The 15903-nt window shown below is 40.8% G+C and carries 11 protein-coding genes; all 11 read left to right on the top strand.

The annotated features are described in order from the left end of the window. Positions 1 to 73: 73 nt before the first annotated feature. The 11 genes from H4075_RS06145 to H4075_RS06095 all read left to right on the top strand — a co-directional run bounded on the left by H4075_RS06145 (position 74) and on the right by H4075_RS06095 (position 15894). Positions 74 to 1999, top strand: coding sequence for an OmpA family protein (locus H4075_RS06145; RefSeq protein ID WP_182805124.1), 1926 nt, complete (start codon positions 74 to 76; stop codon positions 1997 to 1999). A 24-nt stretch (positions 2000 to 2023) separates the two neighbouring features. After that, positions 2024 to 3124 (top strand): DNA-processing protein DprA, encoded by a 1101-nt coding sequence (gene dprA / locus H4075_RS06140; RefSeq protein WP_182805122.1) that lies wholly within the window; start codon positions 2024 to 2026, stop codon positions 3122 to 3124. Between the two features lie 47 nt (positions 3125 to 3171). Continuing rightward, positions 3172 to 4668: an IMP dehydrogenase gene (gene guaB, locus H4075_RS06135; protein ID WP_182805120.1), complete on the top strand. Its 1497-nt coding sequence runs from the start codon at positions 3172 to 3174 to the stop codon at positions 4666 to 4668. Positions 4669 to 4789: 121 nt separating this feature from the next. Next, positions 4790 to 6421, top strand: coding sequence for an apolipoprotein N-acyltransferase (gene lnt, locus H4075_RS06130; RefSeq protein ID WP_182805118.1), 1632 nt, complete (start codon positions 4790 to 4792; stop codon positions 6419 to 6421). A 72-nt stretch (positions 6422 to 6493) separates the two neighbouring features. Next, positions 6494 to 7324 carry an alpha/beta fold hydrolase gene (locus H4075_RS06125; protein ID WP_182805116.1) on the top strand — a complete coding sequence of 277 codons (831 nt, stop codon included), beginning with the start codon at positions 6494 to 6496 and terminating at the stop codon, positions 7322 to 7324. After that, a complete protein-coding gene (locus tag H4075_RS06120) occupies positions 7321 to 9969 on the top strand; it encodes a PKD domain-containing protein (protein ID WP_182805114.1) in 2649 nt (882 codons plus the stop codon). Before H4075_RS06125 ends, H4075_RS06120 begins: the two co-directional genes overlap by 4 nt. Positions 9970 to 10015: 46 nt before the next feature. Then, complete coding sequence (locus H4075_RS06115; protein ID WP_182805113.1) at positions 10016 to 10501, top strand: hypothetical protein; 486 nt, start codon at positions 10016 to 10018, stop codon at positions 10499 to 10501. Between the two features lie 83 nt (positions 10502 to 10584). Then, the gene (locus H4075_RS06110; protein WP_182805111.1) at positions 10585 to 11454 is read left to right on the top strand and encodes a hypothetical protein; all 870 of its coding nucleotides are present in this window, start codon (positions 10585 to 10587) and stop codon (positions 11452 to 11454) included. 213 nt (positions 11455 to 11667) lie between these two features. Continuing rightward, on the top strand, positions 11668 to 12999 hold the full coding sequence (locus H4075_RS06105; RefSeq protein ID WP_182805110.1) for a Gfo/Idh/MocA family protein: 1332 nt from the start codon (positions 11668 to 11670) through the stop codon (positions 12997 to 12999). A gap of 128 nt (positions 13000 to 13127) precedes the next feature. Continuing rightward, a complete protein-coding gene (locus tag H4075_RS06100) occupies positions 13128 to 14429 on the top strand; it encodes a glycerate kinase type-2 family protein (RefSeq protein ID WP_182805108.1) in 1302 nt (433 codons plus the stop codon). A gap of 88 nt (positions 14430 to 14517) precedes the next feature. Next, positions 14518 to 15894, top strand: coding sequence for a Gfo/Idh/MocA family protein (locus H4075_RS06095; RefSeq protein WP_182805106.1), 1377 nt, complete (start codon positions 14518 to 14520; stop codon positions 15892 to 15894). Positions 15895 to 15903 lie beyond the last annotated feature (9 nt).

The raw sequence follows: 15903 nt of genomic DNA, 5'->3' as shown, positions 1-15903 counted from the left end.
TAAGACTATTTTACCAGCGTGCAACCGGTTGCTTACGCAATTCGTTTGTATATTGAACTTCAAATTCAATTACGTGAAAAAACTTTTGATCTGTTTTACGCTCCTTCTCGTCAATACCGTTGTTTCGGCTCAATGGTACAATCCACAAAAAGTAGAAGTAAAACTTGGTTATAAATATGCAGAGGCTTTAAACGAAGCCCGATACAGAAATTATCCAAAAGCAATCGAACTGCTTGATGAATGCATTAAAACTGATGCAAAATTTGTTGACGCCTATTTAAGTAAAGCAGGCATCTTCTCCGAACAAAAGAAATACAAACAATCTGTTGAAACATATCGCATCGGAAAAAATCTTGATTCGGTTTATTTCAGCAATTTCTTGCTACCCTACTCTATTGCATTAGCAGGCAATGGTGAATTTGAAGAAGCACTTTCATCAATCAATGTTTATTTACAGAAACCAAATCTCAACGAACGTATTGCTAGATCGGCTCAATACCGCAAAGGCTGTTATGAGTTCGCCGTAAATTATAAAAAACAATTCCCTGCCGGCAGTTATGTGTTCAAGCCACAAAACATGGGCGACAGTATCAACTCCAATTTATCAGAATATTTACCATCGTTAACACTTGATGCCAATACGATCATCTTCACCCGCAGAGTAAAAACAGGTGGTTCGCATTTGAACGAAGATTTTTATGTGAGTGAACGTAAGAATGGAACATGGGGTAATGCAACAGCTTTGCCCGGTGAATTAAATACAGAATCGAACGAAGGCGCACAGAATATTTCCATTGATGGCAAGTTGTTATTCTTTGCTGCCAACTATGGCAATGAGGGTGAAGGAAATTTTGATCTTTACATGTCGAACCTCAACAAAACAGGTTGGGGACCAAAAATAAATCTTGGTCGTGCCATCAATACTGAATATTGGGAAACACAACCATCACTTTCTCCGGATAAACGCACCTTGTATTTTACGGCGAGTGATCCATCAGGTTTAGGTGGCAGTGATATTTATTTCAGCACCTTACAACCAAATGGTCAATGGGGATCGGCACGCAATCTTGGTGCTGTTATTAATACCAGTGCAGATGAAGGTTGCCCGTTTATTCATCCCGACAATCAAACACTTTACTTCAAATCAAAAGGTCATCCCGGTTATGGCGAAGCCGATTTGTTTATGAGTCGCAAACAAGCGGATGGCAGTTGGGGCAAGCCCATCAATCTTGGCTATCCCGTCAATACAATTGATGAAGAAGGTTCACTTGTAATCACCAGCGATGGTAAAACTGCTTACTACGCCAGCGATGGCGCCGACAGCAGAGGAGGTTTGGATATTTATAGTTTTGAAATGCCCGATCATGTGCGCCCGTTCAAAACATTATGGGTAAAAGGAAACGTGTTTGATGCAAAAACAAAACAAGGTTTGCCATCAGCAGTTGAGTTGATCAATTTCTCTACTGCACAAACCATCAGCAAAGTGCAGACAGATGAAACAGGAAATTATCTTATCACCTTACCAGTTGGTAATGACTATGCATTTAATGTGAATCGTAAAGGTTATCTGTTTTACTCTGAAAACTTTTTCCTGAAAGCATCAAGCACCGATACAACTTATACCATCGATATTCCACTTACACCGATTGAAGTAAATGCAAGTATTGTATTGAAGAATATTTTCTTTGACGTAAATAAAGCAGACGTAAAACCGGAATCGATGATCGAGCTGGATAAAGTGGTGCAACTGATGAAAGAAAATCCAACGTTAAAGATCGAGATCGAAGGCCACACCGATAATGTGGGTAAACCTGCCGACAACCTGACTCTCTCGAACAACCGTGCAAAAGCGGTGATCAATTATTTCCTGTACAAAGGCGTTACCCCCGATCGGTTATCGAGCAAGGGATTTGGTGAAACAAAACCATTGGCTGATAACAAAAGCGAGGATGGCCGTGCAAAAAACAGGAGAACGGAATTGAAGGTGATCGCAAAATAATTTTTGTGTTATCTTAGAAATAAGATGAACACCGATCTGCTCTACCAACTTGCATTAACACAAGTGCCAAACATCGGCGATGTACAGGCAAAAATACTGGCTGAAGAATTCGGCACAGCTGAAGCTATTTTCAAAGCAAAGAAATCAACCTTAGAAAAAATTGAAGGCATTGGCGAAGTGCGTGCCAGTAGCATCAAGAAGTTCGATGCGTTCAACGAACAGGAAGATGAAATAAAGTTTATTGAAAAGTACAAGATCAAACCGCTATTCTTAACTTCTGATGATTATCCAAAACGTTTATTGCATTGTTACGATCCTCCTACTCTTTTATTTTACCGGGGTAATGCCAACCTGAATACATCAAAAATTATTTCCATCATCGGCACACGCAGCAATTCAGATTATGGAAAAATGATGACGGAAAAAATTCTTGCATCACTGGCGCCGCATCAGCCATTGGTTGTAAGCGGACTTGCTTATGGCATTGATGCCATTGCACATAAACAAAGTTTAAAACAACAATTGCCGACAGTTGCAGTATTGGCACATGGCTTAGATAAAATTTATCCGTCGCAACACACAGCACTTGCCAAAGAAATGATTGCTGAAGGCGGTGGCATCTTAACCGAATTCAGAAAAGATACCAAACCCGATCGTCATAATTTCCCTGAACGAAACAGAATAGTAGCAGGTATGTGCGATGCTACCATTGTAATTGAAACAGGAATAAAAGGCGGCAGTATGATCACCGCTAATCTTGCTTACAGTTATAATCGGGATGTATTTGCTGTACCCGGCAAAACAACTGACAGTAAAAGCGAAGGATGCAATTATTTAATTCAAAGTAATAAGGCCATACTGATACGTAACGGTGAAGATGTTATAAAAGAAATGGGCTGGGAAGAAAAGAACAAGAAAAAAATAATACAAAAACAACTCTTTGTTGATCTTACTGCCGATGAAAAGATCATTGCACAATTATTACAAGTAAAGGAACAGATGCATATTGATGAGATCAACCTGCAAAGCAATATCAACAGCAGTTCGGTATCTGCTGCTTTATTAATGATGGAGATGAACGGATTGGTAAAAAGTCTGCCCGGAAAAATCTATAAATTGAGCTGATCTTTTCCCGATTTGGAAGCAATATATCCGCTCCCTTATCTTTGCACATGGCAACAAGAAATAATTCCCCTCTCAGCAAAGCGGTTCTCAACAAATTTTTCGGCGAAGGTTACACATTTGATGATGTTTTACTCATGCCGGCCTATTCACAGGTTCTCCCGAGAGAAACCAATATCAGCAGTCAACTCACAAAATCATTAAGGCTTAACATCCCCATGCTGTCAGCAGCAATGGATACGGTTACAGAAGCAGGCTTGGCCATTGCACTGGCACGTGAAGGCGGTATCGGTATCCTGCATAAAAATATGAGTATTGAAGAACAAGCTGCACAGGTGCGCAAAGTAAAACGTAGTGAAAGCGGGCTCATCATCGACCCTATCACTTTACATATTGATGCTACCCTGGCTGATGCGTTGAAGCTGATGAAAGAAAATAAGATCGGTGGTATTCCTATTGTTGACATGAAAAACAAACTGGTGGGCATCCTCACCAACCGTGATCTCAGGTTCGAAACAAACACCAAGAAAAAAGTGAGTGAAGTAATGACTTCAACCAACCTCATCACTGCACCTGAAGGAACCGATCTCAAAAAAGCACAAACTATCCTCAGTCATCATAAAATTGAAAAGCTCCCGGTTGTAAAGAAAGACGGCACACTTGCAGGTCTTATTACTTACCGTGATATGTTGCAGGTGCAAAGTCACCCCAATGCAGTAAAAGATTCTTATGGTCGTTTACTAGTTGGTGCCGCACTTGGTATAACAGGCGATATGCTCGATCGTGCAGCTGCATTACAACATGTGGGTGTTGATATTGTAACACTCGACAGTGCGCATGGCCACAGCAAAGGCGTGATCGATGCATTGAAAAATCTGAAAAAGAATTTTAAAAAATTACAAGTCATTGCAGGTAATGCAGGAACCGGTGCCGGTGCAAAAGCATTAGCTGATGCTGGTGCAGATGCAGTGAAAATTGGTATCGGCCCGGGTTCTATCTGTACTACACGTATTGTTGCAGGTACAGGTGTTCCTCAATTGACAGCGATTATGGAAGCTGCGTTTGCATTGAAAACAAAAGGCATTCCTGTTATTGCAGATGGTGGTATCCGTTATACAGGCGACCTGGTAAAAGCATTGGCAGCCGGCGCATCAACAGTGATGATGGGTAGTGTATTTGCAGGAACTGAAGAAAGCCCTGGTGAAACCATTATCTACGAAGGAAGAAAGTTCAAACAATACCGTGGTATGGGTTCGATCGGTGCCATGCAGCAAGGTAGTGGCGACCGTTATTTCCAGGATGTGGAAGATGGTATCAAGAAATTAGTACCTGAAGGAATTGAAGGCCGTGTTCCCTTCAAAGGAAATGTTGCTGAGATCGTTCATCAGTTCACCGGCGGACTTCGTGCAGGGATGGGTTACTGCGGTGCTAAAACGATTAAAGATCTGCAAGGTGCACAATTCATCAAGATCAGTAATGCCGGTATGAAAGAAAGCCATGCGCATGATGTGATCATTACAAAAGAAAGCCCGAACTACTCAAGATAAGACTGGTCGGTACGGCCCATGGTCGTCAGACCCAGTTAACAAATACAAAAGAATTGAATTCTTAATGAAAGAATGCCCGACAATCTTGTTGGGCATTCCTATTTTTACAAAAATCAGTTACTTGAAAAAGTTCCAACCCATTCTGCTTTCGCTCCTGTCAGGTTTATTGTTCTTTCTTGCATGGCCCATGGTCAACATTACTGTTGCCATCTTCATTGCATTCATTCCTTTATTCATCATCGAACAAAAAAACTATTCAGGCATTAAGTTTTTCGGGTTGATGTACCTCGCACTTTTTACCTGGAACATCAGCACCACCTGGTGGATCTGGAATGCAGATATGCTGGGCGCATGGCTGGCCATTATCGTAAACAGTTTATTGATGTGCATTCCGTTGATGGGCTTTCGTTTTATGAACAAACGTTTTGGTTCACTCATTGGCTATACATCATTCGTTTTGTTCTGGATGAGTTTTGAATATTTACACTTACAGGATTGGGGACTCAGCTGGCCATGGCTTACATTGGGCAATGTATTTGCCGGAAGAACCAACTGGATCCAATGGTATGAATACACAGGCACAAGCGGCGGAACATTGTGGGTGTTGTTGGTGAATGTGTTGTTGTTTAGATTGCTATTTGGAGTGCGGGATATGAGTCATGAAGTACGAGGTAAGAAGTACGAAATACGAATGTCATCACTCCTGCTTATTTCAGCATTACTTGCATTACCGATCATTTTATCGCTTCTCATCAACAGCAATCGAAGCGCTTCACATCCAACATCAGTCATCACAAATCAAACATCTTCCAACATCGTCATCGTTCAACCCAATATTGATCCTTACGAAAAATTATCAACGGGAACGTTTGAAGCACAACTGCAACAACTCATCCGTTTGAGTGAACAGCAGATCGACAGTAATACAACTTTATTGGTATGGCCCGAAACAGCTTTGTATGCACCGAACGGTTTTGATGAAACATCGCTGCAACAGAATTTCTTTTTGAATCCGTTGTTTGCATTTTTAAAACGTCATCCTAAAATCAATTTATTTACAGGCATTGAAAGTTATCGTGTATTCAGTGAACGTATTTCAAACGATGCAAGACCAATTGATGGCACTTCAAATTTTTACGAAGTGTATAACGGCAGTGTTTTATTCGACAGCACAGGTCCAAAACAATTCTATCATAAATCAATGCTGGTACCAGGTGTAGAAACATTGCCGGGCTTTCTCAAATTTCTTGCACCCGTGTTTGAAGAATTTGGTGGCACAGCAGGTGGTTATGCCAAACAGGAAGAGCGTACACCCATCAACACAACCAATGGTTATACAATTGCCCCTGCTATCTGTTACGAAAGTATTTATGGTGAATACATGAGCAGGTATGTTCGTAGCGGTGCTAATATTATTGCCGTGATCACAAACGATGGATGGTGGGGCAACACCCCCGGCTACAAACATCATATGTTATATGGAAAACTGCGTGCCATCGAAACAAGAAAATGGGTATTACGTAGTGCCAACACGGGCATCAGTTGTTTTATTGATCCAATGGGTGAAATTTTTCAACCACAACCTTGGTGGGTAGCCGCTTCAACCAAAATGCATATCCCCGTCAACAACCAACAAACATTCTTTGTTCGTTATGGCGATCTGCTCAGCAAACTTGCACTGATATTGACCGGCATCCTCATCCTGTTTGCTATCTACCAAACCATTACAGGTAAACAAAAGAAAAAGATGTAAAACATCTGGTAAAATTCGGCCAATTGTTACACAACGGTTTTGCCAGCCTGTTATTTTTTGTAATTTACCCGCATGCTACAAAAGAAGCTGGGGGGCAATCATTCGCTATCTTATTTCATTACTGGAAAAGGCAACCAATCAATCATATTGATTCATGGGTTTGGCGAAGACAGCCGCATCTGGAAATACCAGGTTGATTACCTTCAAAACGATTATCGTTTATTCATCCCCGATCTGCCCGGCACCGGACAATCAGCAATTGGCACAGGTGAATTGTCAATGGAATCAATGGCTGCGATGATCAAGCAAATGATGGATGCAGAAAAGATCGATCAATGCATCATGCTTGGTCATTCAATGGGCGGTTATGTAACACTGGCTTTTGCTGAACTGTATCCAGAACATTTAACTGCATTTGGATTAATTCATTCAACAGCATATGCTGATAGTGAAGAGAAAAAAGCCGCACGGCAAAAATCAATCAGCTTTATTAAAGAACACAGTGCAGCAGAGTTTATGAAAACCACCATTCCTAATTTATTTTCACAACGGTTTACTAAAGAACACAAAGATCAGGTTGATGAACTGATCGCACAAGGCAATCAATTTACTTCCGAAGCGTTAATAGCTTATTATACAGCAATGATCAACCGGCCAAATCGTTCTCATGTACTGCAGAACACAACAGTACCTGTTTTATTTTTTATTGGCGAAGAAGATAAAGCTGTGAGCCCGGCCGATGCATTGGCACAAACAGCTTTGCCAACAGTGTCCATGGCAAAACTTATTCCCGGCATTGCACACATGGGCATGCTGGAAGCAACAACAGAACTGAACCTTACCATTGGAGAATTTTGTACAACAGTAAACGACTTAACTACTGTAACCACTACTACTACATGAAACGAATTATACTGATTGTACTCACCCTATTGTTTTTGCAGGACACTTATGCCGGTCATATTTCCGGAGGCGAAATGTATTATGCTTATGTTGGCCCCGGCCCAAATGGGGGCAGCATTTTCCGTGTTACCCTGCGTTTGTTTCGTGATTGCAACCCTTTAAATAATACGGGTGGTGCTCAAATTGCGCCACTGCCTTCGGTTGTTACATTAGGTGTTTTTAACAGGGGCAGTAACACAGCTTATCTTGACAGTATTTCTGTCAACCGTACTGATTTCAGAACACTCAGTCTGCAAAGTCCGTTTTCCTGTATCATTAATGCACCGCCAGTTTGTTACGAAGTGGGATTATTTACCACAACAATAGAACTGCCCAACACTGCACAGGGCTATACCATTGCATTTGAAACCTGTTGCCGTATTAATGGCTTATCGAATGTAAGTGGCGCTGCTACCGGTTCTACATATGTTGCCAACATTCCCGGCACTGCACAATTAGGTAGTGAAACAAATTCAAGTCCGGTATTCGATACAAAAGATACCGCACTGGTTTGTCGTAACAAACGTTTTGTATTACCCTTCAGTGCAACTGATCCTGATCGTGGCGATTCATTAAGCTATAGTTTTTGTGAAGCATACGATACTGATGGTCTCCCTAATTCAACCAATCGTAAACCACTGCCCCCTCCTTATAATTCGGTTGGTTATACCGGTGGTTACAGCGGGGCATCACCACTCGGTTCTGGTGTTACTATTCATCCTGTAACAGGCGTTATATCAGGCGTTGCGCCAACAGGTGTTGTAAATCCAAGTGGTGCATCCTTCTTTGTGGTGAATGTGTGTATTACCGAATGGCGCAGAGGCGTACCCATTTCAACACACCGTAAAGATTTTACCATCCGTATTTCTGATTGTGACTTTGCTGATGCAGAACTGCCATTGGAAAACCGCACCTGCGATGGTTTTACACAAACATTTCAAAACCTTACACCCAGCACCGAAATACGAAACTGGTTTTGGGATTTTGGTGTAACAGGATCAACAAACGACACATCAACACAAAGCGTTCCCACATTCACGTATGCTGATACCGGCGTATATAAAGTAATGCTCATTGTAAACCGTAATGAAGTTTGTACCGATACTTCTTATTCTGATATTTACGTATTTCCCGGTTTCTTCCCTGATTTTAATTTATACGACGGCTGTAAAAATGTACCGATACAGTTTAACGATAATACTACCTCTGTTTATGGTTCACCTAATTCCTGGAAATGGAATTTCGGAAATCCTGCAACCACAGCTGATACATCAAGGTTGCGAAATCCACAATACACGTATCCGCTAAACGGAACATATAATGTGCAACTCATAGCAGGAAGCACTAAAGGTTGTTTAGATACGATCACGAAACCGATCAATATTACCGACAAACCAACATTGCAACTCACAAACGATACACTCATTTGTTCGATTGATACCTTGCAGTTAAATGCATTCGGACAAGGAACATTTCAATGGTCGCCTGCTTACAACATCAACAATCAAACCATTGCCAATCCATTGGTGAGTCCTGATGTGCCGACAAAATATTATGTAACACTTACACTGGCGCCCGGTTGTTTTAATACAGATTCAGTGCTGGTAAATGTGGTTGATTTTGTAACACTGCGTGCACCAAATGATACAACCATTTGTCGTGGCGATACAGTTGTATTGAAACCAAGTACCGATGGTTTACAGTATGCATGGAGTCCGTCAAATTTATTTATTGATCCGAATGTGCGTGATGCGGTGGCTATACCAACTGCTCCTTCAACTGTGTTCACCGTTGTATCAACCATTGGCAAGTGTAACCAAACACGAACGGTAACTGTTAACACTGTTCCTTATCCCTTGGTAAATGCAGGACCGGATGATGCGATTTGTTATGATGACACATTAACACTCACCGCCGTTGGTGATGCGGAGAATTGGTTATGGTCACCTGCTGCAACATTGGGTTCACCAACGAGTGCAGTGACCACAGCCTTTCCGCTAACAACTACGAATTATATTGTCAGAGGTACTTCAAGTTTAGGTTGCCCCAAACCTGTGTTTGATACGGTGCAGGTAAGAGTGGTGCCACCTGTTCCTGCTTTCGCAGGAAATGATACAGCCGTTGTTGTTGGTCAGCCATTGCAGTTGAATGGAAGTGGCGGAACAATTTATCAATGGATACCGCCTGATTATTTAACAGATGAGTTTATTCCTAATCCTGTGGCTGTGTTTGATGCATCAAGAGAAAACTTCAGTTACATCATGCGCACTGAAACACCGGAAGGTTGTTTTGCTTTTGATACCATCAATATCCGCATCTTTAAAATTTCACCCGACATATTAGTGCCTACCGGTTTTACTCCTGATGGCAATAACCTCAATGATGTATTAACGCCCTATCCTGTTGGTATTGCACAATTCCATTACTTCCGTGTGTTTAACCGTTGGGGACAGGAAATTTTTGCTACTACCAAAACCAATGAAGGTTGGGATGGAACTTTCAAAAGTATACAACAAGATCCCGGCGCTTATGTTTGGATGGTGAGCGGTACTGATTATTTGGGAAGAACGATCAGCAAGAAGGGAACGGTGGTGTTAATACGATAGAGAACCACTAAACTTTTAACCGAACCAGTTGATAGTTCAACGACAAATGACAGTAACAGAAGCAAAAAAAATTGGTAGCAGGCAAGGATTATTATCAGTTATAATAGGGCTTATTATTGCACAACTTATTATGACTGGTCTCATTTCATCAGACAAAGAGTTTATCAAAGCATTTTTCTGGTTTACAACTATTGACTACAAACTCAACATTTTTATAGGTGCTGCAATTATGCTCATTTGCGGGCACCTGTATGGACAAATTGCAGGAACACAAATACTAATTAAAAAAAGAAATTTTATACTTGTTGGTTTTTTAAGTGGTATGGCTGTTTTATTGACAACAGCTTTTTTTGCCGGCTGGACTGGTTTCTTTCAGGAAGGGCTCGACAATATTGGCACAAATGACGATCCTTTTGAAGATTATATTTTTAAGCCATTATTTTGGGTGACCATATTTGGATTTATACCGGCGCTTTTGGTTGGCATTTGGTTTGGTGCTCAGATTAAAAGAAAAGCAAGAATAAATATTTGAAAATGCACGGCACGTAAATTCTTTAATGTTACACACCATATTATGAACGTGCAAGAAACAAGGATTAAGCATATACCTCCAATATGAAAAAGATTCTCTTCATTTTTCTTTTTATCATTACGCTTGGCATTTCAGGTACGTCCCAGGAAAAACCTGTATTTCAACTTAATCATGTTGATATTTCTATTGACAGTATATCATTAAGCCAAATAGTAAGTAACAGGTTTCTTTGTGACTCATTTGCTTTTATTAAAGTGTTTACAGATTCTACGGGTATAGAAGTACTTTTATTAGGCAAAGAGTCATTTGTTCATTTGTTACCCGGTAAAGGATTTTTTACAACCAGAATTGGCGCCTGTTTATTAGTCCATCATAGTTTTAAATGGCAAGAAACAAGCACTCTACTACAGCATCTTCAACTCTATACAAGGGATTCACTTTATAACAGACCCTACTCTTCACCCGAATTAAACATTGATTATATTAATGTTTATGAAAACTTGACCAACGAAAAAAAATTATTGAAGTTCATCCCAATTCTTCAGAATCATTCAAAAAAGGATTATCAAAGTTGGGGGTACAGTGCCGCTGATCTTGAACAAGGAATAACTCAAAAAAGATATATGCATGATTATATTGGGAAAGAAACTGAACAAAAGCTTTTCCAAACTATTGTTGATATTTCTGTAGCAGTAACAAAAAATGAATTGCTAAGGATGCAGCCTCTACTAAAAGCATATGGATATAAAAAAACACGAAATAGATTTGTGCTTGATGGCAATCCAATAATTAATCTAACTAAAATGAAAGCGAAAACGAGAACAGTGATCTTGACTTTTTTGCTTTCGGAATCAGTAGAACGAAAAACTGTTATAATCAGCGATAATGCTACTTTCTTTCTGAATAATAATAAAGCAACCTTCAGTTTCAGAATTTCAGACAACTACCGCTGACACAGCTGATAAAATAATTGACAGACACAACTGGCGCAATTGTGCGCAAGATCAATTGCTACCGTTTAAATCAACCCCGATTGTGTCGGGGCTTAGTACCAGTAAAAGCATAATTTATAGCAAAAATTGATGTAATTCCAGTTAACCGATTCTTCGTATTTTCAGCTGCGTATTAAGCATACAGATTGTCTTACCAATAAAAATCTACAACCAATGATCGATAAGAAAAACAAAAACCCATCAAGCAACAGCCGCAGGGATTTCATTAAAAACTCAGCAACCGCTCTTGCAGGGTTTATCATTGTACCCCGCTATGTATTAGGTGGTAACCGTCCCGATGGATCTAAATACATCGCCCCAAGCGATATGATCTCACTTGGTTTTATTGGCTGCGGAAAACAAGGACGTATCCTCAGTAACTACTTTTTAGCAACAAACGAGATCAGAATACTGGCATTGAGTGAAGTGTATAAAGACAAAACCGACCTGATGCTGAAAACAGTAAAAGCTAACCAGGAGAAGTATAAGCAAACGGGGAACCTGAACGATATTGGAGTTTATACTGATTACAGAGAATTGCTTTCCCGAAAAGATATTGATGCTGTTGTTATTGCCACACCTGATCATTGGCATGCTGCCATGGCTGTAAAGGCCGCTGAAGCAGGAAAAGATATCTACTGCGAAAAACCATTGTCACTTACAGTAAAGGAAGGCAGAGCAATGGTGAATGCTACACGCAAACACAATTGCATTTTTCAAACAGGCAGTATGCAACGCTCATGGCCTGAATTCAGGCAGGCGGTTGAATTGATCCGCAACGGTTACATCGGTGAAATAAAAAGTATTAAAGTAAATATTGGTGCTCCGCCGGTTGCTTATAATTTACCGGAAGAAGTTACTCCTGCCGGTTTAGATTGGCAGAAATGGCTTGGTCCAAATGAATATAAACCCTTTAATGCGGAGCTGGCTCCACCCGTTACAAAAGATGTTTATCCCAACTGGAGACTTTACAAAGAATTTGGTGGCGGCATGGTAACAGATTTTGGTGCACATATGTTTGATATTGCTCAATGGGCTTTGGATATGGATAACAGCGGCCCTGTGGAAATTTTTGCTCCTGATGCTGACCATCCGGTTCTAACGTTTAAGTATAAAAACGGTGTTATCATGACGCATGAAAAATGGGAATGGAACAATGCGTTGTTGTTTACCGGCACTGAAGGTGAACTGCGAATTGGACGTGGCAAACTTGAAACCACACCTGCATCATTAAAAAATCAAATCATTGGTGATGCGCAAAAGCATGTATACAAAAGTGAAAATCATTACAAAGATTTTTTGAATGCCATGCGCACTCGTGTAAAACCAATCTGTGATGTTGAAATCGGGCATCGTACAGCCTCCGTATGCAATATTGCTAACATTGCTTACCAACTGAAACGCCCCTTAAAATGGAATCCGAAAAAAGAAAAATTCAAAAACGATGCAGAAGCAAATGCACTGTTAGGCAGACCCATGCTTAATGAATGGGGAATAAAACTCTAGGCAGCATATATCTAAGCATGATAGTTGTTAATATTTGCCCCGATGCCCCCTGATAAACAAAGGGAGCATCGGGGTTTCATTTGTCCGCTTCCAACATCATTACGTAAGTTTATCTATCAATACAAGTCATGCAAAAAAGAATTCATTCAGAAGCTATTTATCGTTCAGCCGTAGCAGCGGTTCAACCGACTGCATTGCTGCCACAACATCTGCAACTGAAAAAAAATATTTTGCAAATCGGCAATCAATCAATTTCGTTAGCAACAACAAATCTTTATGTGATCGGGGCAGGTAAAGCTGCCGCCGCCATGGCTCAAACAGTTGAATCAATTCTTGGTGATCAGATCAAAGCAGGCATTGTTACAACCAAGTATGAGCATGCATTACCTCTTGAAAAAATCAATTGTATTGAAGCGGCACACCCGTTACCTGATGAAAAAAGTGTGGATGCTGTTGAACAAACCATCAACTTACTCCAGCAAACAAAAGCAGATGATGTGATCATTTGTTTGATCAGTGGTGGTGCTTCTTCGCTTTGGGCCGATACGCCAGCGGGCATCAGCTTAAAAGAATTACAACAAACATTTGATCTGTTATTGAAGAGTGGCGCATCCATTGATGAAATGAATTGCGTTCGTCGTCATCTCTCACAAATAAAAGGCGGACAACTATTACGACATGCGCCACAAGCGCATTGGTTCACACTCATTATTTCAGATGTACCGGGCGATCAGTTACAGGATATTGCCAGCGGACCAACATGTGCTGATGCAACAACCTTTGCTGATGCCATGCACATCATCAACAACTATCAACTGCAACAGCAATTACCAACTTCCGTTTTACACTACCTGCAAAAAGGATTGAAGGGGAAACTTGCAGATACCATCAAACCCGGCGATAAACTAACAGGTCAAGTAACGAATACGATCATCGGCAGTAATAAAACAGCCATTACTGCTGCAAAACAAAAAGCAGAAGAACTGGGTTACACAGTTATTGTACAGGAAGAACTGTTAACAGGTGAAACAGCAGATGCAGCAACAGCCATTATGCAGAAAGCAACACAGTATCATTCAAAAAAACCTGCCTGTTTTCTTTTTGGTGGCGAAACTACTGTTACTGTTACCGGCAATGGTAAAGGAGGTCGAAACCAACATCTTGCCTTATGTGCGCTACAGCAATTGAACAACAAACCCAACATTAGCTTGCTTGCAGCCGGAACCGATGGCACTGATGGCCCTACAGATGCAGCAGGTGCTTTTGCAGATGATGCGTTACGAGAGGATGCAGATGACCAACAACTATCGATCAAAGATGCGATCAATGATAATGATGCTTATCCTTTTTTTGAAAAAGTGAATGGTTTATTAAAAACCGGAGCCACGCAAACAAATGTGATGGATATTGTAATTGTATTGACTGAATAAAAAATTCTTGTTCTAACTTTAGCCTGCCGTAATAGATGAACTGTTGTTGTGAGAAAGGAATAAATCATTAAAGAAGAATTGTTAAACTATGTCGTTACGCCAGTTTATTGCTTCACGCAAATTTCTACGTCATGTTGAATCGCTTACCAACATTGCCACACTTGGTTGGAAAGAGGTAGCAGGTTTGCTCGGTTTGCACGATGATGTATTTTATAATCCGCAGCACAAGAAAATTGAAAAGCCTGTAACGGCCATTCTTATTGGCGCCGGTCATCGTGGTACCATCTATGCCGACTATGCTTCTGAAAATCCGGATGAATTACAAATTGTTGCCGTTGCAGACAATAATGCTGAACGTAGAAAACGTACTGCACGCAAACATAAAATAATACCCGAGCATTGTTATAAAGACTGGAAAGATGTTTTCATTAAAGAGAAGTTTGCAGATGCAGTGATCATTGCCACACCTGATCAGTTGCATACAGCGCCTTGTCTTGCAGCATTAGATGCAGGTTATGATATATTGCTCGAAAAACCAATTGCTCCTAGTGAAGAAGAATGCAGATTGATCCTGAAAAGAGCAAAAGAGACGGGTCGCATTGTGGGTGTTTGCCATGTGTTGCGTTACTCACCTTATTTCCGTGAATTAAAAGAAGTGATCGATGCAGGATTGATTGGCGAGATCATCAGCGTTCAACACATGGAACCTATTGAGCATGTGCATATGAGTCACTCGTATGTGCGTGGTAAATGGCGCAACAGCAAAATGGCTGCTCCCATCATTCTTGCTAAATCATCACACGATACAGATATTATTCGTTGGTTAGTGAATAGTCCTGTGCATGATGTGCATTGCTTTGGTAATCTTCGCTGGTTTAAAAATGCCAATGCACCTGAAGGAAGTACCGAACGTTGTACGGATGGTTGTAAAGTGGAAGACAGTTGTGCATACTCTGCATTACAAATTTATTACCGTGATCGGAAGCGCACATATGTATTTGATTTGCCCGAGGACGAGGATGAACAGGGCTCGTTTATTCTGGAGCAATTAAAAACAAGTGACTATGGTCGATGCGTGTACCGAATGGATAATGATCAGCCCGATCATCTTACTGTAAATATGTTGTTTGAAAACGGCACCACTGCTGCTTTTTCGATGGAAGCACATGTATCGTATGAAGGAAGAAAGACACGCATCATGGGATCGAAGGGTGACATCATCGGCGATATGGAAAGTTTTGTACTCACTGATTTTAAAACCCGTAAGCAAACCTCCTGGAGCCTGAAGACTGATGCACATGGCGGTGGCGATCATCGCCTGGTGAAAGATTGGGTGCAGGCCGTGTATCAACAGAATAAAGATTTGTTAAGTTCCTCCATTGAAGTATCGGTTGAAAGTCATCTCATGGCTTTTGGTGCCGAACGCAGTCGGCAGAACCGTACGATCGAAGATATTAAGCTTTAAAAAATCAAT

This window comes from Lacibacter sediminis (assembly GCF_014168535.1).
GTDB classification, from domain to species: Bacteria; Bacteroidota; Bacteroidia; order Chitinophagales; family Chitinophagaceae; genus Lacibacter; species Lacibacter sediminis.
The sequence above is the reverse complement of the archived record's forward strand: the minus strand, read 5'-3'. Positions and strand labels throughout refer to the sequence as shown.